This window comes from Streptomyces sp. LUP30 (assembly GCF_001746365.1).
GTDB lineage: Bacteria > Actinomycetota > Actinomycetes > Streptomycetales > Streptomycetaceae > Streptomyces.
Window position 1 is genome coordinate 292,776 of record NZ_MJAJ01000003.1, and the last position, 18,185, is coordinate 310,960.

Consider the following 18,185-nt stretch of genomic DNA (forward strand, 5'->3'; position numbering starts at 1 on the left):
TTTACTGCAAGGAGGCACGGGTGCCGCTGCTGACCCGCATCAGGGGACCGCGCGATCTGGACCGGCTCAGCCTGGAGGAGCTGGACCAGCTGGCAGGGGAGATCCGGACCTTCCTCGTCGACGCCGTCTCCAAGACCGGCGGCCACCTCGGCCCCAACCTCGGCGTGGTCGAGCTCACCATCGCCCTGCACCGGGTCTTCGAGTCGCCCAAGGACAAGGTGCTGTGGGACACCGGCCACCAGTCCTACGTGCACAAGCTGCTCACGGGCCGCCAGGACTTCTCCCGGCTGAAGATGAAGGGCGGCCTCTCCGGCTACCCGTCGCAGGCGGAGTCCGAGCACGACGTCATCGAGAACAGCCACGCCTCCACGGTGCTCGGCTGGGCCGACGGCCTCGCGAAGGCCAACCAGATCCTCGACCGCGGCGACCACGTCGTCGCCGTCATCGGCGACGGGGCCCTCACCGGCGGCATGGCCTGGGAGGCGCTGAACAACATCGCCGACGGCGACCGCCCGCTGGTCATCGTCGTCAACGACAACGAGCGCTCCTACGCGCCCACCATCGGCGGCCTCGCCAACCACCTGGCGACCCTGCGCACCACGGACGGCTACGAGCGCTTCCTCGCCCGCGGCAAGGACCTCCTGGAGCGCACCCCGGTCGTCGGCAGGCCCCTCTACGAGACCCTGCACGGCGCCAAGAAGGGCCTGAAGGACTTCATCGCCCCCCAGGGCATGTTCGAGGACCTCGGCCTGAAGTACGTCGGCCCCATCGACGGCCACGACATCGAGGCCCTGGAGTCGGCCCTGGCGCGCGCCAAGCGCTTCGGCGGCCCGGTCATCGTGCACTGCCTCACCGAGAAGGGCCGCGGCTACCAGCCCGCCCTCCAGGACGAGGCCGACCGCTTCCACGCCGTCGGCAAGATCCACCCCGACACCGGTCTGCCGATCGCCACCTCCGGCGCCGACTGGACGTCCGTCTTCGGCGAGGAGATGGTCGCGCTCGGCAAGGAGCGCGAGGACATCGTCGCGATCACCGCCGCCATGCTGCAGCCGGTGGGCCTCGACAAGTTCGCCAAGGCCTTCCCGGACCGGGTCTACGACGTCGGCATCGCCGAGCAGCACGCCGCCGTCTCCGCGGCGGGCCTGGCCACGGGCGGGGTGCACCCGGTGTTCGCGGTGTACGCCACCTTCCTCAACCGCGCCTTCGACCAGGTCCTGATGGACGTCGCCCTGCACAAGTGCGGTGTGACCTTCGTCCTGGACCGCGCCGGTGTCACCGGCACCGACGGCGCCTCGCACAACGGCATGTGGGACATGTCGATCCTGCAGGTCGTCCCCGGCCTGAGGCTGGCCGCCCCGCGCGACGCCGACCAGGTCCGCGCCCAGCTGCGCGAGGCCGTCCAGGTCGACGACGCCCCGACCGTCGTCCGGTTCTCCAAGGGCGCCGTCGGCCCCGCCGTGCCCGCCGTGGGACGCGTCGGCGGCATGGACGTGCTGCGCGACAGCGGCACCGACACCCCCGACGTCCTCCTGGTCTCCGTGGGCGCCCTCGCCCCGATGTGCCTGGAGATCGCGACCCTCCTCGACCGCCAGGGCATCACCACGACGGTCGTCGACCCGCGCTGGGTCAAGCCCGTCGACGAGGCCCTGGCCCCCCTCGCCGAGCGGCACCGGGTGGTCGTCACCGTCGAGGACAACTCGCGCGTGGGAGGCGTCGGCTCGACGATCGCCCAGGCCCTGCGCGACGCCGGCGTCGACGTCCCGCTGCGCGACTTCGGCATCCCGCCGCGCTTCCTCGACCACGCCTCCCGCGCGGAGGTCATGGCCGAGATCGGGCTCACCGCCCCCGACGTCGCCCGCCAGGTCACCGGACTCGTCTCCAAGCTCGACGGCCGGTACGGCCGCTACGGGAGCGCGGCCTCCGACGTCGACTCCGTGGAGCCCGCCCGCGACTGACGCCGTCGCAGACCTGCCGACACGCCCGGATGGACCGGTTCCCACCACTGTGAAGAGTGGTGGAACCGGTCCGTTCGCGTTAACCGGCCCGCGGCGGGGCATACGGTCTACGCCACCTCTCGATCATGTCGAGGACGACACAGCGTGGGAGGTACCCGTGAGCAGCACCCTCTTCCGGACGAAGAAGGTCGAGCAGTCCATCCTCGATACCGAGGAGCCAGAACACGCGCTCAAGAAGTCCTTGTCCGCGCTCGATCTGACCGTCTTCGGCGTCGGCGTCATCATCGGCACCGGGATCTTCGTCCTCACCGGCACCGTCGCCAAGAACAACGCCGGTCCCGCCGTCGCCCTGGCCTTCGTGGTGGCCGGGGTCGTCTGCGCGCTCGCCGCGCTCTGCTACGCCGAGTTCGCCTCCACGGTCCCGGTGGCGGGCTCCGCGTACACCTTCAGTTACGCCTCGCTCGGGGAACTGCCCGCCTGGATCATCGGCTGGGACCTGGTCCTGGAGTTCGCGCTCGGCACGGCGGTGGTGGCCGTCGGCTGGTCCGGGTACATCGCCTCGCTGCTGGACAACGCGGGCTGGCACCTGCCGGCGGCGCTCAGCGGCCGGGAGGGCGCCCACGGCTTCGGCTTCGACATCCTCGCCGCCGCGCTCGTCCTCGTGCTGACCGCCATCCTCGTGATCGGCACGAAGCTCTCCGCGCGCGTCACCTCCATCGTGGTCGCCATCAAGGTGACCGTCGTCCTCACGGTGATCGTCGCCGGCGCCTTCCTGATCCACGGCGAGAACTACCACCCGTTCATCCCCGACGCGCAGCCCGTCGACGCGGGCGGCGGCCTCAAGGCCCCGCTGATCCAGCTGATCTTCGGCTGGGCGCCGTCCAACTTCGGCGTCATGGGCATCTTCACCGCCGCCTCCGTCGTCTTCTTCGCCTTCATCGGCTTCGACGTCGTCGCCACCGCCGCCGAGGAGACCAGGAACCCACAGCGCGACATGCCCCGAGGCATCATCGGCTCGCTCATCATCTGCACGCTCCTGTACGTGGCCGTGTCGATCGTCGTCACCGGGATGGAGCACTACACCAAGCTGTCCGTGAGCGCCCCGCTGGCCGACGCCTTCAAGTCCACCGGGCACCCCTGGTTCGCGGGCTTCATCAGCTTCGGCGCCGCCGTCGGCCTGACCACGGTCTGCATGATCCTGCTCCTCGGACAGACCCGGGTCTTCTTCGCGATGAGCCGCGACGGACTGCTGCCGCGCTTCTTCTCCCACGTCCACCCGCGGTTCAGGACCCCGCACCGGCCGACGATCCTGCTCGGCGTGCTCATCGCGATCCTGGCCGGCTTCACCAGCCTGAGCGAGCTCGCCGAACTGGTGAACATCGGCACCCTGTTCGCGTTCATCGTCGTCGCGATCGGCGTGATCCTCCTGCGCAGGTCGCGCCCCGACCTGCCGCGGTCCTTCCGCACCCCGTGGGTGCCGGTCCTGCCGATCGTTTCGGTGTGCGCCTCGCTGTGGCTGATGCTCAACCTGCCCGCCGAGACCTGGCTGCGGTTCGGCATCTGGATGGTCATCGGATTCGCCGTGTACTTCCTGTACGGCCGCTCCCACAGCCGTCTCGCACGCCGCCCGCAGGAGGTCTCCGCAGGGCAGGCCGGCTCCGGCGGGACCGCCCGCGACGACACCGTCTGACGGCCCCCGAGCCGCCCTCACGGCCCTTCAGAGGGGCGGCTCGGCGGGTCGGGTCCGTCGGGTGTCCGCCGGTCCGCAGCCGGCTCGGCAGACGCCCACACAGCCGCCCACACGGCCGGCCCCGCACACGGTGTGCGGGGCCGGCCGTCGGTCGTGCCGGACGCCCTGTGCGCCGTCCTGCCTCAGCCCCGTACCGATCGCGGCCCGGTGACGTCCGCACCGAGCTCCGTGACCCGGCGGCGCAGCTCGCGGTCGGCCGTCACGACCAGACGCGGCCGCGCTCCGGCCGCGGCGACCAGCTCCACGATGCGGTCGTCACCGCTGCCCGACGCCGCTTCCACCCGCACGCCGGACACCGGCTCCACCCCGCGCGCCGCACCCTCGACCACGAGGACGATCTCCACCGGCCCGAAGCTCTCCGGCAGCCCCTCAGCGGCCAGCCGGTCGCGCAGCCGCTCGGCGGCCCCCCGCCGGTCCCGCCACCAGCCGTCGGGCACCGACCCGACGACGTTCGCGGCGTCCACGATCACGAGCAGCGCCATGTTGTCGTCCATACGGCCACCGTCCCACGGACGGCCCTCGGACCGTGACCCGCGCGGGCGCACACCGCCCGCCCCTCAGGGATGACCGGTCGGCCGGCCCCCCCGGCCGACGCCGTGCCGGCGCCGCGCAGGGCCACCGGGACCGGGCGGTCGCAGCGGTCCAGCCCCCGACGTCGCCCCCGTACCCGTTCCCCATCCCTGTCGACCGGTGCTCCGCGGTCGCCCGCCGCGAGGCCGAGTCGGACCTCGCCCTGACCGCTTGGCAGACCATCCGGTGGCGGACGTCGCCCTCAGCAGGGGAGCGGCGCTCGTCCGGCCTCCGCGCGGCGCACGGCGTGAGCACACGAGGGGAGCGGCCGGCACGGTGGCCACAGCTCGTATGGCGGGCGGGTCGGCGGATCGGCGGGTCGGCGGTCGGTCGGGCGGGCCGGCCGTCGGGCGGGGATCGGGCGGTCGGGCGGGGATCGGGCGGTCGGGTGGCGCGCCGCGACGGGGGCCCGCCGCGCCATGCACAGAGGGCCCCCGCCCGTGAGCGGAGGCCCTCTTCAGGTGCACGACGTGCACACGGTTACTACCGTTACGCCGGCACCGACGCCACACCCGGCGCCAGGAACTTCTTGCCGTTGACGCGCTCGGAGACGCCCTCACGGTCCAGGTACGGCGTGATGCCGCCCAGGTGGAAGGGCCAGCCCGCGCCCGTGATCAGGCAGAGGTCGATGTCCTGCGCCTCGGCGACGACGCCCTCGTCGAGCATGAGCCCGATCTCCTGCGCCACCGCGTCCAGGACGCGCGCCCGCACCTGCTCCTCCGTCAGGACGGTGTCGCCCTGCTGCAGGAGCGCGGAGACCTCCGGGTCCAGCTCGGGCTTGCCGCTGTCGTAGACGTAGAAACCGCGCTTGCCCGCCTTGACGACGGCCGCGAGGTTCGGGGAGACCGTGAAACGGTCCGGGAACGCACGGTTGAGCGTTTCCGAGACGTGCAGACCGATGGCCGGGCCGACCAGCTCCAGCAGCACCAGCGGCGACATCGGCAGGCCGAGCGGTTCCACGCCCTTCTCCGCCACGGCGACCGGGGTGCCCTCGTCGATGACGTTCTGCACCTCGCCCATGAAACGGGTCAGAATGCGGTTGACGACGAACGCCGGGGCGTCCTTCGCCAGAACCGCGGTCTTCTTCAGCTTCTTGGCGACGGCGAAGGCGGTGGCCAGCGAGGCGTCGTCGGTCTGCTCACCGCGCACGATCTCCAGCAGCGGGAGGATCGCGACCGGGTTGAAGAAGTGGAAGCCCACGACCCGCTCGGGGTGCTTCAGCTTCGACGCCATCTCGGAGACCGACAGCGAGGAGGTGTTGGTGGCGAAGATCGCGTGCGCCGGGGCGACCGCCTCGACCTCCGCGAACACCTGCTGCTTGACGCCGATCTCCTCGAACACGGCCTCGATGACGAAGTCCGCGTCGGAGAAGCCCTCGGCCTTGTCCAGGACGCCGGAGACCAGCGCCTTGAGGCGGTTGGCCTTGTCCTGGTTGATCCGGCCCTTGCCGAGCAGCTTGTCGATCTCGGCGTGGACGTAGCCCACGCCCTTGTCGACGCGCTCCTGGTCGATGTCGGTCAGCACGACCGGCACCTCCAGGCGGCGCAGGAACAGCAGCGCGAGCTGCGAGGCCATCAGACCCGCGCCCACCACGCCGACCTTGGTGACCGGACGGGCCAGGGACTTGTCCGGGGCGCCGGCCGGGCGCTTGGCGCGCTTCTGCACCAGGTTGAACGCGTAGATGCCGGCGCGCAGTTCACCGCCCATGATCAGGTCGGCGAGCGCCACGTCCTCGGCGTCGTAGCCCTGCTGGAGGTCGCCGTTCTTGGCGGCGGCGATGATGTCGAGGGCGCGGTAGGCGGCCGGGGCCGCGCCGTGCACCTTGCTGTCGGCGATGAACCGGCCGCGCGCGACGGCCTGGTCCCAGGCCTCGCCGCGGTCGATCACCGGACGGTCGACGACGATCTCGCCCTTGAGGACGGACGCCGTCCACAGCAGCGACTGCTCCAGGAAGTCCGCGCCCTCGAACAGGGCGTCGGCGATGCCCAGCTCGTAGACCTGCACGCCCTTGAGCTGCTTGTTCTGGTTGAGCGAGTTCTCGATGATCACCGAGACGGCCTTGTCCGCGCCGATCAGGTTCGGCAGCAGGGTGCAGCCGCCCCAGCCGGGGACCAGACCGAGGAAGACCTCGGGCAGCGAGAACGCGGGGAGCGCCGCGGACACCGTGCGGTACCGGCAGTGCAGGCCGACCTCGACGCCGCCGCCCATCGCCGCGCCGTTGTAGTAGGCGAAGGTGGGGACCGCGAGGTCCGCGAGGCGCTTGAAGACCTCGTGGCCGCCCTTGCCGATGGCGAGCGCGTCCTCGTGCTCCTTGAGGAGCTCGACGCCCTTGAGGTCCGCGCCGACGGCGAAGATGAACGGCTTGCCGGTGACGCCGACTCCGACGATCTCGCCGGCCGCTGCCTCCTTCTCGACCTGGTCGATCGCGAGGTCGAGGTTGGCGAGGGACTGCGGGCCGAAGGTGGTCGGCTTGGTGTGGTCGAGGCCGTTGTCCAGCGTGATCAGGGCGAAGCGCCCCGCGCCGAACGGCAGGTCCAGGTGGCGTACGTGCGCCTGGGTGACGACCTCGTCCGGGAACAGCTCGGCCGCGCCCTTCAGAAGCTCAGCGGTGGTGGTGCTCACTTGTCGCCTCCATCGAAGTGCGGGTTCTCCCAGATGACCGTCGCGCCCATGCCGAAGCCGACGCACATGGTCGTCAGGCCGTAGCGCACATCCGGCTGCTCCTCGAACTGGCGGGCCAGCTGCGTCATCAGCCGGACGCCGGAGGAGGCGAGCGGGTGACCGAAGGCGATCGCGCCCCCGTACTGGTTGACGCGCTCGTCGTCGTCGGCGATGCCGTAGTGGTCGAGGAAGGCCAGGACCTGGACGGCGAAGGCCTCGTTGATCTCGAACAGACCGATGTCGGAGATGGACAGACCCGCCTGGGCGAGGGCCTTCTCCGTGGCCGGGATCGGGCCGTAGCCCATGACCTCCGGCTCGACGCCCGCGAAGGAGTACGCCACCAGGCGCATCTTGACGGGCAGGTCGTTCTCGCGGGCGAAGTCCTCGGAAGCGATGAGGGAAGCGGTTGCACCGTCGTTCAGACCGGCCGCGTTTCCGGCGGTGACCCGGCCGTGGACGCGGAACGGGGTCTTGAGGCCGGAAAGGCTTTCCAGCGTCGTTCCCGGGCGCATCGGCTCGTCGGCGGTGACCAGGCCCCAGCCCGTCTCCCCGGCCTCCGCGTTGGTGCGGCGCACCGAGATCGGCACCAGGTCGGCCTGGATCTTGCCGTTGGCGTACGCCTTGGCGGCCTTCTCCTGGGAGCGCACGGCGTATTCGTCGGCGCGCTGCTTGGTGATCTGCGGGTAGCGGTCGTGCAGGTTCTCCGCGGTCATACCCATGAACAGGGCGGACTCGTCGACCAGTTTCTCGCTGACGAACCGCGGGTTCGGGTCCACGCCCTCGCCCATCGGGTGGCGGCCCATGTGCTCGACGCCGCCGGCGATGGCGACGTCGTACGCGCCGAAGGCGACGGAGCCGGCGACCGCGGTGACGGCCGTCAGGGCGCCCGCGCACATGCGGTCGATGGAGTAGCCGGGCACGGAGGTCGGCAGACCGGCCAGGATGCCGGCGGTGCGGCCGAGGGTCAGGCCCTGGTCGCCGATCTGCGTGGTCGCGGCGATGGCGACCTCGTCGATCTTCTTCGGGTCGAGACCGGGGTTGCGGCGCAGCAGCTCCCGGATCGCCTTCACGACGAGGTCGTCGGCCCGGGTCTCGTGGTAGATGCCCTTCGGGCCCGCCTTGCCGAACGGGGTACGGACGCCGTCTACGAAGACGACGTCCCTGACGGTACGAGGCACGATGGCTCTCCTCCAGGGTGCGGGATGGCACTGCTGCGGCACGCAAGCGCTGAGCGCGCGCTCAGAACCCATGCTACTTGTGGGTAACGTAGCTGCACACCCCTGTCGGGAGGAGCGGCGAACGTCACACCGGCGGCGCTCGACGACCATCCTGGCTCAGGACCGCGGCGGCGCCGTGGATCCCCTCGGCGTGAGCATCGGCGTCGGCACCGGATGCGACGCCGGACCCGACCCGGTGATCACCCCGAACAGCGTACGCGCCACTTCCGCGCCGAAACCGTGCACGTCATGGCTCATCGCGGAGAGCGTCGGGTGGGTGAGACGGCACAGCTGAGAGTCGTCCCACGCCAGCAGGGAGACGTCGCCCGGCACGCCGAGCCCCATCTCGGCTGCCACCGCCGGCCCGGCCACCGCCGGCCCGGCCACCGCCGGCCCGGCCACCGCCATGATGTCGTTGTCGTAAACGATTGCGGTGGGCCGGTCCCGCGGCGCGGCGGTCAGCATCGACCGGGTGGCCCGCGCCCCCGCCTCTCCGGAGTAGTCCGTGGCGACCTGCCACGCCCCGGCCGGCCCGAGGGTGCGCGCCGCCGCGTCGAAGGCGGCCGTCCGCATCACCGTGTGCCCGAGCGCGGCCGCGCCCCCCACCCGCGCGATCTGCCGGTGCCCGAGGGCGGCGAGATGGCGCACCGCCTCCGTCACCGCGTTCGTGCGATCGATCCCGATCTCCCTGGACGAGCCGCCCGCCTCGACGGCGCCACCGCCTTCACGATCTACCGGAAGATCATCTTTCCGTTGCTGAAACCGGTGATCGCGACGGTCGTGATCGTGAAGGGGATAGCCGTCTACAGCGACTTCTACATCCCGTTCCTCTACATGCCCTCTCAAGATCTTGGCGTGATCTCGACGTCGCTGTTCCGCTTCAAGGGGCCCTACTCCGCCCACTGGGAAACGATCTCGGCAGGAGCCGTCCTGGTCATCCTGCCGACGCTGATCCTCTTCGTCGCCCTCCAGAAATACATCTACAACGGTTTCATGAGAGGAGCGACGAGGTAACCGCTTACGAAACCGACGCGGCGGCGCGGTCGCGAAACGGCGAGGCAACCGCTTGCGAATCCGCGAGGCAACCGCTTGCGAAACGCCTTCCCGAGGGCCGCCGTAGGACGGACCGTTCCACGTCCCACCGTGGGGCTGCCAGGCGGCCAGGCGGCCCGACGGCCGGATGCGGCGGCCGGGCAGCCCGATGCGGCGACGGCCGGCCGGGCAGCATGGTGCGGCGTCGGTCGGGCCGCCCGATGGGGCGGGACGGTCGGGCCGCCCGATGTGGCTAGGCGGCCGGTTCGGCCAGGGCGGCGGCGAGGACCGGCGCGACCTGTTTCACCTGCCACGGTCGCGCCCCGTATCCGGTCAGCGCACCGGCAACCGCCTCCCGGTCGGCGGCCGGCGGCTCCCAGCACACGCGCCGCACCGCGTCCGGGGCGATCAGGTTCTCCTGCGGCATGTTCAGCTCCTCGGCCAGCGCGGACACCGCGGACCGCGCCGCGGACAGCCGGGCCGCCGCCGCGGGGTCCTTGTCGGCCCAGGCGCGGGGCGGGGGAGGTCCCGCCACCGGCTGCCCCGGCTGCGGCAGCTGCGACTCGCTCAGCGTCCTCGCCCGGTCGACGGCGGCCTGCCACTGCTCCAGTTGCCGCCGTCCCATCCGGTGCCCGAACCCGTTCAGCGCGGCCAGCGCGTGCACGTTCACCGGAAGGGCGAGCGCAGCCTCCACGATGGCCGCGTCCGACAGGACCTTGCCCGGCGAGACGTCGCGCTTCCGGGCGATCTGGTCCCGGGCCTCCCACAGCTCCCGCACCACGCCCAGCTGCCGCCGGCGGCGCACCTTGTGCATGCCGGAGGTGCGGCGCCACGGATCCTTGCGGGGCTCGGGCGGCGGGGCGGAGGCGATCGCGTCGAACTCCTGGCGGGCCCACTCCAGCTTGCCCTGCCGGTCCAGTTCCTTCTCCAGCGCGTCGCGCAGGTCGACCAGGAGCTCGACGTCCAGGGCCGCGTAGCGCAGCCACGGCTCGGGCAGCGGCCGGGTCGACCAGTCCACCGCGGAGTGGCCCTTCTCCAGCACGAAGCCCAGCACGCCCTCGACCATCGCGCCGAGGCCGACCCGCGGGAAACCGGCCAGCCGTCCGGCCAGCTCGGTGTCGAACAGCCGCGTCGGCATCATGCCTATCTCACGCAGACACGGCAGGTCCTGGGTGGCCGCGTGCAGCACCCACTCCGCGTCGGACAACGCGTCGCCGAGCGCGGACAGGTCGGGGCAGGCCACGGGGTCGATCAGCGCGCTCCCGGCGCCTTCGCGGCGCAGCTGCACGAGATAGGCGCGCTGGCCGTAGCGGTAGCCGGAGGCGCGCTCGGCGTCGACGGCGACGGGGCCGGAGCCGGCGGCGAACGCGGCGATCACCTCGGCGAGGGAAGCCTCGTCGGCGATCACGGGCGGAATGCCCTCGCGTGGTTCCAGCAGTGGTGTCGGCGCCCCGGAAGCAGTAGATCCGCCATCGTCCGGAGGGGCGCCTCCGGTGGTTCGCAGTGAACTGGCTGCTGCGGTTTCTTGGGCGTCGGTCACCTGTCAAGGGTATCCGTGTATCGACGGCACCCGCCGACGGAACGTTCCGTCGGCGGGTGCCGGAGGGGCGTAAACCAGTCAGGCCGGTGAATGGGCGGGGCGGACGGCCGACCTGCGGGGGCCGAGGGTTGACCGGCGACGACCGCGGTGGAGAGCCGACCGACGAGGGCCGGCGGGTGAGTGGGGGGGGAGGGGGAGCCGGGTGAGTCGGAGGGGGAGCGGGGGAAGGGTGAGGGGCGTGAGGCGGGGAAAGGGTGTGGGGCGAGGGGGCGACGGCGACCGGGGTCGCGGTCAGTGGATGATGCCGGTCCGCAGGGCCACCGCGACCATCCCGGCCCGGTCGCCCGTGCCGAGCTTGCGGGCGATGCGGGCGAGGTGGCTCTTGACGGTCAGCGCGGACAGGCCCATCGAGACGCCGATGGCCTTGTTCGACTGGCCTTCCGCGACCAGCCGCAGCACTTCGACCTCACGGCCGGAGAGCTCGCGGTAGCCGCCCGGGTGGCCCGGGGCGCCCGGGGGGCGGCGGTGCAGACGGGCGGCCGAGCCGAGGGGGGCGGCGCCGGGCCGGCTGGGGAGGCCGAGGTTGGTGCGGGTGCCGGTGACGACGTAGCCCTTGACGCCGCCCGCGAGGGCGTTGCGCACGGCGCCGATGTCGTCCGCGGCGGACAGGGCGAGCCCGTTGGGCCAGCCCGCGGCGCGGGTCTCCGACAGGAGGGTGAGGCCGGAGCCGTCGGGCAGGTGGACGTCGGCGACGCAGATGTCGCGGGGGTTGCCGATGCGGGGACGAGCCTCCGCGATGGACGAGGCCTCGATGACGTCGCGGACACCGAGCGCCCAGAGATGGCGGGTGACGGTGGAGCGGACGCGCGGGTCGGCCACGACCACCATGGCGGTGGGCTTGTTCGGGCGGTAGGCGACCAGGCTTGCGGGCTGCTCGAGGAGAACGGACACCAGGCCTCCTGGATGGGGGACGGGGGCCGGCTCGTGGGGCTTGCGGGGAGGAAGCCGGGACGAACCGTGCTTTCAAGGTCACAGTCGTCTTCGGCAGCGAACCCGGGGTCCTTTAGAGAATGATCACGATCGTGTGAGTAACAATACGTGCAATTCGGACACGCGATCGATCATCCGAAGATCGAGTCGGTTTAAGTGGGTGTCTTAAGGGACCGAAAATGGTCGTATCGACAAAGAGATGGTCAACGTGACTGTGGCCCCCTGCGTTGCGGCAGCGTCACCACCGACGCATCCCCCGGCCCGGCCGGCGGCAGCCCCGCCACCTGTGCCAGCAGATCGCACCAGGCCGCCAGGTGCGCCCCGGCGTCCGGAACCCCGCCGATGCCCTCACGTGGAGTCCAGGAGGCCCGGATCTCGATCTGCGAGGCCGCCGGGCGCTCCGCCAGCCCGCCGAAGTAGTGCGAACTCGCGCGCGTGACGGTCCCGCTCGGCTCCCCGTACGTCAGTCCGCGCGCCTGGAGCGCGCCGGTCAGCCACGACCAGCACACCTCCGGCAGCAGCGGATCCGCGGCCATCTCCGGCTCCAGCTCCGCCCGCACGAGGGTGACCAGCCGGAACGTTCCGCGCCATGCGTCGTGCCCGGCAGGATCGTGCAGCAGCACCAGCCGGCCGTCGGCCAGGTCCTGATCGCCGTCCACGACCGTCGCCTCCAGCGCGTGGGAAAACGGGGCGAGCCGTTTCGGGGCCGGTGTCTGTTCGACCTCGATCTGCGGCCGCAGCCGGGCCGCTCTCAGCGCGTCGACGGCGGCCCGGAAGGGCAGCGGAGCCGACGTGCTCCCATCCCGGTCTCCCTCGTTCGCGTCATCCATCCCGCCAGCGTCGTCCGACAGTCGTCCCTGAGCCGCAGCCATGCGGGGAAGGTTAAGGGGAACGGGGCCTTCGTGCAGGGCAAGACACCCGCGCACGGCTCGCGGACGGGTGCGCGTTGGGCGAACAGGCGCACGGGCAGACGCCCCTGCGACGCCACGGAAGAGGGACGCGCGGGCCGCGGACGCAGCGGCCCGGGGCAGGACGAAGGGGAGGCCAGGGGGAGCGCGGGAGCGAGAAACCGGCACGAAAGAGACACGGAAGAGACACGGAAGAGACAGGGAAGAGTCAGGGAAGAAGCCACGGAAGAGACAGGGAATCGGCGCGGAAGAGGCACGGAAGGGGTACGGCCTGCCCGTGGCGGAGCGCGTGAGAGGGACGCGGGGAGGGGCGACGACGGCGGTGCGGGGGGCGGCCCGACCGTCCGCGGCGCCGTGCGAGACTTGCCGTCGTGAGCGCGAACGAGAGCCCCGCGGGCCGGCAGCCGACAGCGACGTACGACAGTGCCTTCCTGAAGGCGTGCAGGCGCGAGCCCGTGCCGCACACGCCCGTGTGGTTCATGCGGCAGGCGGGGCGCTCGCTGCCGGAGTACCGCAAGGTCCGCGAAGGCGTCGGGATGCTCGAGTCCTGCATGCGGCCCGACCTGGTCACCGAGATCACCCTGCAGCCGGTGCGCCGGCACGACGTGGACGCGGCGATCTACTTCAGCGACATCGTCGTCCCCCTCAAGGCCATCGGCATCGACCTCGACATCAAGCCTGGCGTCGGCCCCGTCGTCGAACGCCCGATCCGCACCCGCGCCGACCTCGCCCAGCTGCGCGACCTCACCCCCGAGGACGTCTCCTACGTCACCGAGGCCATCGGCCTGCTCACCGCCGAGCTCGGCGCCACCCCCCTCATCGGCTTCGCCGGCGCTCCGTTCACCCTCGCGAGCTACCTCGTCGAGGGCGGCCCCTCGCGCACGTACGAGAACGCCAAGGCGATGATGTACGGCGACCCCGAGCTCTGGGCCGACCTCCTCGACCGCCTCGCGGAGATCACGGCCGCCTTCCTCAAGGTGCAGATCGAGGCCGGCGCGAGCGCCGTCCAGCTCTTCGACTCCTGGGCCGGCGCCCTCGCGCCGGCCGACTACCGCCGCTCGGTGCTGCCCGCCTCCGCGAAGGTCTTCCGCGCGGTCGAGGGCTACGGCGTCCCGCGCATCCACTTCGGCGTGGGCACCGGCGAGCTGCTGAGGCTCATGGGCGAGGCCGGCGCGGACGTCGTCGGCGTCGACTGGCGCGTCCCCCTCGACGAGGCCGTACGCCGGATCGGCCCCGGCAAGGCGCTCCAGGGCAACCTCGACCCCACCGTCCTGTTCGCCGGCACCGAGGCCGTCGAGACCAAGGCCCGCGAGGTCCTCGACGCGGCCGCCGCACTGGAGGGCCACGTCTTCAACCTCGGCCACGGCGTCATGCCGTCCACCGACCCGGACGCGCTGACCCGCCTGGTGGAGTACGTCCACACGCAGACGGCCCGCTGACCACCGGGCGCAGGTCACCGGCGCGCCGCCACCGGGCGCGCCGGGCTCCGCACGGCTGACCCGTCACGGCGCGGACGGGATCGCCACCTGCTCCGGATCGCCACCTGCTCCGGATCGCCACCTGCTCCGGATCGCTGCATGCTCCGGAACGCCGCCCGTGGATGACCGCACGCACCGGACGACCGCACGCACAGATCACCGAACTCACTGGATCGCCGGGCGCTCGGGGCCGTGGTGGCCGCCGGTCACCAGGTGTGCCGGGGGCGTGCCCGCCTGCCGAACAGCAGGCCGCGCGGTTCCGGCGGCGGGGGCGTGCCCGGCTTGAGCGGCCAGGCGAGCAGCATGCCCGCGAGGAAGCCGACCACGTGCGCCGCGTACGCCACCGTGCCCTCGCCCGAGACGCCCTCGCCGGAGGAGTACATCGCCTGCAGCGCGAACCAGAAGCCCAGCACCAGCCAGGCCGGCAGCCGAAGCGGCAGGAACACCAGGAACGGGACGAGAACCCACACCCTGGCCTTCGGATACAGCACCAGATACGCCCCGAGCACCCCCGCGATCGCCCCGGACGCGCCGATCAGCGGATCGGTGGAGTCGGCGTTGAACAACGCGAAACCGTACGAAGCCGCATACCCGCAGACCACGTAGAACAGTGCGAAGCGGACGTGCCCCATGCGGTCCTCGATGTTGTTTCCGAAAATCAGCAGAAACAACATGTTGCCCAACAGGTGCAGCCAGCCCCCGTGCAGAAACATCGCGGTGAAGACGCTCAACGCCGGCGACTTGACGTAGTCCGGCGGCCCCAGTTGGCAGCCGGCGCCGCGCACCTCCCCGGTGGGCACCAGCTGCGCGAGCTGATGGTGCATCAACTCGCGTGGCACAGCCGCGTAATGCTCCAGAAAGGCGTGCAGATGGCACGTCTGGGCCAGACTGCTGTCGCCCGCCACGGAGCCGGACAGGCCGGGCATGAACAAGAACACGAGGACGTTCGCGCCGATCAGCGCGTACGTCACCACCGGGGTGCGGCGCACGGGGTTCACGTCATGCACGGGGATGACCACAAGGAAGTTGTGCCCCCGATCCGTTCGGCGAATCGGTGAACGCGTCTCCCCACCACTGCGTATGAACCGGCAACCGCTCGCGGCACGAGGAAGGCGGGCCGCGGGGACGACGTGAGGAACAGGCGATGAACGACAGAGTTACTCCCCCCATGCACGCCACCCCCGACGGCGAGGCGGAGATCTCCCTGGTGGTCAGGCTGCCCTGGGAGGACGTGGCACGGCTCGGCCAGGAAGCGGGGCGACTCGCTTCACAGATGCAGCGCCCGGTGACCCTGGACGAAGCCGTCAGCAACCGGTTGCGGTCGCGGCCGGCGGCCGCGGCGCACGCGAAGCCCGCCGAGCAGAGCGCCGCCGCGCCGGTCTCCGCCCTGCCGCGGCTGAGCGGGACCGCCTAGCCGCCCCGCGGGACGCGTCAGGGGCCGCGGACCGACGTGCGGGGCGCGGGACGAGGCGCGCGCCTCCGCGGTCGGCGTTCGGCGGTCGGCCGCGATCGCGTCCCGCGCCGCTGCTGTGTGCCGCGCCGCAGCTGTGTCCCGCGTCCCTACCGCGTGCCGCGGTGCACCTTCGCCGTGGCCTTCCTGGCCGCCACCAGCACCGGGTCCCACACCGGGCTGAACGGGGGCGCGTACCCGAGGTCCAAAGCCGTCATCTCCTCCACCGTCATGCCGGCCGTCAGCGCCACGGCCGCGATGTCGACGCGCTTGGCCGCGCCCTCCCGGCCGACGATCTGCACCCCCAGCAGCCGGCCCGTCCTGCGCTCGGCGATCATCTTCACCGTCATGGGGGAGGCCCCCGGGTAGTAGCCGGCGCGACTGGTGGACTCGACGGTGACCGACTCGAACTGCAGACCGGCCCGGTGCGCGTCCTTCTCCCGCAGGCCCGTGCGGGCGATCTCCAGGTCGCAGACCTTGCTGACGGCGGTGCCCACCACGCCGGGGAACGTGGCGTACCCGCCACCGACGTTGGCGCCGATGACCTGGCCGTGCTTGTTGGCGTGGGTGCCCAGGGCGATGTGCCGTTCCCGGCCGGACACCAGGTCGAGGACCTCGACGCAGTCGCCGCCGGCCCACACACGCCCGTCGGCCAGGGGACCGCGTACCCGCATCGCCAGGTCGGTGAGCAGCCCGCCGTGCACGCCCACCGGCAGCCCGGCGGCCCGTGCGAGCCCGGTCTCCGGACGGACGCCGATGCCCAGCACCACCACGTCCGCCGGATACTCGGCGTCCGCGGTCCGCACCGACCGCACCCGGCCGTCCTCGCCGGTGCGGACCTCGGTGACCTCGGCGTCGTTCACCATGGTGATGCCCATGCCCTCCATGGCCCGGTGCACCAGCCGGCCCATGTCCGGGTCGAGGGTCGACATGGGCTCGCTGCCCCGGTTGACGACCGTCACCTCGTAGCCGCGCTTGATGAGCGCCTCGGCCATCTCCACGCCGATGTAACCGGCCCCCACGACCACGGCCCGTTCGCCCCGCGCGCGTGCCAGCGAGTCCAGCAGCGCCTGGCCGTCGTCCAGGGTCTGCACCCCGTGCACGCCCGCCGCGTCCGCGCCCGGCATGTCCGGCCGGATCGGGCGCGCCCCGGTCGCGATGACGAGCTTGTCGTACGACGTCCAGGACTCGGCCCCGGACTCCACCTCCCGCGCGCGCACCCGCCCCCCGGCCACGTCGATCTCCACGACCTCCGTGCGCAGCCGCAGATCGATCCCCCGCGCGCGGTGCTCCTGCGGCGTACGGGCGACCAGGTCGTCCCGCGTGTCGACGTCACCGCCCACCCAGTACGGGATGCCGCACGCCGAGTAGGAGGTGAAGTGGCCGCGCTCGAACGCGACGATCTCCAACTCCTCGGGCCCCTTCAATCGGCGGGCCTGGGACGCCGCGGACATGCCCGCGGCGTCCCCGCCGATCACGACCAGTCGCTCGATGCTCATGCGAACACGCTACGGGGCGCTCCCAGTTCAGTCCTGCCCGGGCTGCCCGGGCTGCCCGGGCTGCCCGGGCTGCCCGGGCTGCGTGGGATACGCGGGATGCGCGGGCTGCCCGGCCGCCTCGGACGCGCTCGCCCGTGCCGCCCGCCGCCGCGGACGCACCAGCCGCACCCAGGCCAGCAGGAGCAGGACGGCGGCCGCGAGGAACGGCAGCACCGCGCCGAACGCGACGGCGATCCAGCGCAGCGTCGTCACGAACGCGTCCCAGCCGCCCTCCAGCGCGTCCACGAACCCCGGGTCGTCGTCCTCGGAGGCCCGCACCACCGTCTTCTCGGACAGGGTCAGCGTGATGGTCGCCAGGCTCGTGCGGTCCTTCAGCGACGCCTGCTGCGCGAGCAGCGCCTCCAGGTCGGCCTCCCGGTTGCTCAGTTCACCCTCCAGGGTGACGACGTCGCCGAGCTTCGTGGCCCGGTCCATCAACTCGCGGACCCGGGCGACGCTGGCGCGCTGCGAAGCGATACGGCTCTCGACGTCGACGACCTGGTCCGTGACGTCCTGGGCCTTCGCCGTGCGCTCCAGGAGCTTGCCCGCGCCCTGGAGGGCGGCCAGGACGTCGTCGTACTTCTGGACCGGGATCCGCAGCACCACGCGCGTGTGCTCGGCGCCGTCCTCGTCCCGGACGGTCGTCTCGTCGCCGACGTAGCCGCCCGCGTTCTCGGTGGTCGCGCGGGCCTCGTCCAGCGCCTCGGGCACGTTTTTGACCTGCACGGTGAGCGTGGCGGTGCGGATGATGCGTTCGGTCACCGGCCCGGGCCTCGGCGCCGCGGTGGCCTTGGAGCCGCTCGCGCCCGCGCCCTCCTTGGCGTCCTGGGCGGCGCCGGCGTCTCCGGCGGCGGGTCGTCCGGCGGCGGCCTTGTCGGCCGAGCTGCTCGCGCCGCTGTCGTCCGCGCCGCCGCAACCGGTGAGCGCGAGGGCCGCGGCCAGCAGGACCACGGCCAGCGCGTGAGCGGGCCGCGCGGCAGGCCGCTGCGAGGGCGCGCAGCGCCCCACGGGACGTCGGGCCGGTCGGGTGGAGCGTCGTGTGCGCATGTGGGTGTCCCCCGGGGATCGTGACGAACTGACGCTCCTTCGACGCCCG

Annotated in this window: 13 protein-coding genes and 2 pseudogenes; 5 read left to right on the forward strand and 10 right to left on the reverse strand. The window is 72.2% G+C overall.

Annotated elements, in window-relative coordinates:
* Window positions 1–20: 20 nt before the first annotated feature.
* The gene (gene dxs / locus BG482_RS04730) at window positions 21–1,955 is read left to right on the forward strand and encodes a 1-deoxy-D-xylulose-5-phosphate synthase (RefSeq protein WP_069767558.1); all 1,935 of its coding nucleotides are present in this window, start codon (window positions 21–23) and stop codon (window positions 1,953–1,955) included.
* A 157-nt stretch (window positions 1,956–2,112) separates the two neighbouring features.
* Window positions 2,113–3,645 carry an amino acid permease gene (locus BG482_RS04735; RefSeq protein WP_069767559.1) on the forward strand — a complete coding sequence of 511 codons (1,533 nt, stop codon included), beginning with the start codon at window positions 2,113–2,115 and terminating at the stop codon, window positions 3,643–3,645.
* 182 nt (window positions 3,646–3,827) lie between these two features.
* Here BG482_RS04735 and BG482_RS04740 read toward each other — a convergent pair whose 3' ends face one another.
* The 4 genes and pseudogenes from BG482_RS04740 to BG482_RS04755 form a co-directional block, all read right to left on the reverse strand.
* The gene (locus tag BG482_RS04740) at window positions 3,828–4,199 is read right to left on the reverse strand and encodes an NTP pyrophosphohydrolase (RefSeq protein ID WP_069767560.1); all 372 of its coding nucleotides are present in this window, start codon (window positions 4,197–4,199) and stop codon (window positions 3,828–3,830) included.
* A 565-nt stretch (window positions 4,200–4,764) separates the two neighbouring features.
* Entirely contained in the window at window positions 4,765–6,897 is a 2,133-nt protein-coding gene (locus BG482_RS04745) for a 3-hydroxyacyl-CoA dehydrogenase NAD-binding domain-containing protein (protein WP_069767561.1), read from the reverse strand.
* Window positions 6,894–8,114: an acetyl-CoA C-acyltransferase gene (locus BG482_RS04750; RefSeq protein WP_069767562.1), complete on the reverse strand. Its 1,221-nt coding sequence runs from the start codon at window positions 8,112–8,114 to the stop codon at window positions 6,894–6,896. Before BG482_RS04750 ends, BG482_RS04745 begins: the two co-directional genes overlap by 4 nt.
* 156 nt (window positions 8,115–8,270) lie before the next feature.
* Window positions 8,271–8,822 (reverse strand): annotated as a pseudogene (locus BG482_RS04755) (substrate-binding domain-containing protein); the annotation flags it as partial.
* Between BG482_RS04755 and BG482_RS04760 the strand changes: the two are divergent.
* Window positions 8,818–9,167, forward strand: a pseudogene (locus BG482_RS04760) (ABC transporter permease subunit); the annotation flags it as partial. The pseudogenes BG482_RS04755 and BG482_RS04760 sit on opposite strands and share 5 nt — an antisense overlap.
* 271 nt (window positions 9,168–9,438) lie before the next feature.
* On the opposite strand, the gene BG482_RS04765 reads toward BG482_RS04760, so the two are convergent.
* From BG482_RS04765 to BG482_RS04775, 3 genes are all read right to left on the reverse strand, one after another.
* Window positions 9,439–10,725, reverse strand: a complete 1,287-nt coding sequence (locus BG482_RS04765; protein ID WP_079141576.1) for a ribonuclease D — start codon at window positions 10,723–10,725, stop codon at window positions 9,439–9,441.
* Window positions 10,726–11,016: 291 nt separating this feature from the next.
* Entirely contained in the window at window positions 11,017–11,676 is a 660-nt protein-coding gene (locus BG482_RS04770) for a response regulator transcription factor (protein ID WP_069767563.1), read from the reverse strand.
* A gap of 242 nt (window positions 11,677–11,918) precedes the next feature.
* Window positions 11,919–12,545 carry a DUF3000 domain-containing protein gene (locus tag BG482_RS04775; RefSeq protein ID WP_069767564.1) on the reverse strand — a complete coding sequence of 209 codons (627 nt, stop codon included), beginning with the start codon at window positions 12,543–12,545 and terminating at the stop codon, window positions 11,919–11,921.
* Between the two features lie 449 nt (window positions 12,546–12,994).
* Between BG482_RS04775 and hemE the strand changes: the two genes are divergently transcribed.
* On the forward strand, window positions 12,995–14,062 hold the full coding sequence (gene hemE / locus BG482_RS04780) for a uroporphyrinogen decarboxylase (protein ID WP_069767565.1): 1,068 nt from the start codon (window positions 12,995–12,997) through the stop codon (window positions 14,060–14,062).
* A 245-nt stretch (window positions 14,063–14,307) separates the two neighbouring features.
* Here hemE and BG482_RS04785 read toward each other — a convergent pair whose 3' ends face one another.
* Window positions 14,308–15,120, reverse strand: a complete 813-nt coding sequence (locus BG482_RS04785; protein WP_069767566.1) for a rhomboid family intramembrane serine protease — start codon at window positions 15,118–15,120, stop codon at window positions 14,308–14,310.
* Window positions 15,121–15,245: 125 nt separating this feature from the next.
* On the opposite strand from BG482_RS04785, the gene BG482_RS04790 reads away from it, so the two are divergent.
* Window positions 15,246–15,515: a hypothetical protein gene (locus tag BG482_RS04790; RefSeq protein ID WP_079141578.1), complete on the forward strand. Its 270-nt coding sequence runs from the start codon at window positions 15,246–15,248 to the stop codon at window positions 15,513–15,515.
* A gap of 146 nt (window positions 15,516–15,661) precedes the next feature.
* Here BG482_RS04790 and BG482_RS04795 read toward each other — a convergent pair whose 3' ends face one another.
* Both BG482_RS04795 and BG482_RS04800 read right to left on the reverse strand, forming a co-directional pair.
* Entirely contained in the window at window positions 15,662–17,050 is a 1,389-nt protein-coding gene (locus tag BG482_RS04795) for an FAD-dependent oxidoreductase (RefSeq protein ID WP_069767568.1), read from the reverse strand.
* A 27-nt stretch (window positions 17,051–17,077) separates the two neighbouring features.
* A complete protein-coding gene (locus BG482_RS04800) occupies window positions 17,078–18,136 on the reverse strand; it encodes a DUF4349 domain-containing protein (RefSeq protein ID WP_079141579.1) in 1,059 nt (352 codons plus the stop codon).
* Window positions 18,137–18,185 lie beyond the last annotated feature (49 nt).

Bases quoted from the DNA above. Each gene is read 5' to 3' on its own strand.
- BG482_RS04795 (WP_069767568.1), bottom strand. From the start codon at position 17,050: ATGAGCATCGAGCGACTGGTCGTGATCGGCGGGGACGCCGCGGGCATG.
- BG482_RS04775 (WP_069767564.1), bottom strand. From the start codon at position 12,545: ATGGATGACGCGAACGAGGGAGACCGGGATGGGAGCACGTCGGCTCCG.
- BG482_RS04790 (WP_079141578.1), top strand. From the start codon at position 15,246: ATGAACGACAGAGTTACTCCCCCCATGCACGCCACCCCCGACGGCGAG.
- BG482_RS04740 (WP_069767560.1), bottom strand. From the start codon at position 4,199: ATGGACGACAACATGGCGCTGCTCGTGATCGTGGACGCCGCGAACGTC.
- BG482_RS04800 (WP_079141579.1), bottom strand. From the start codon at position 18,136: ATGCGCACACGACGCTCCACCCGACCGGCCCGACGTCCCGTGGGGCGC.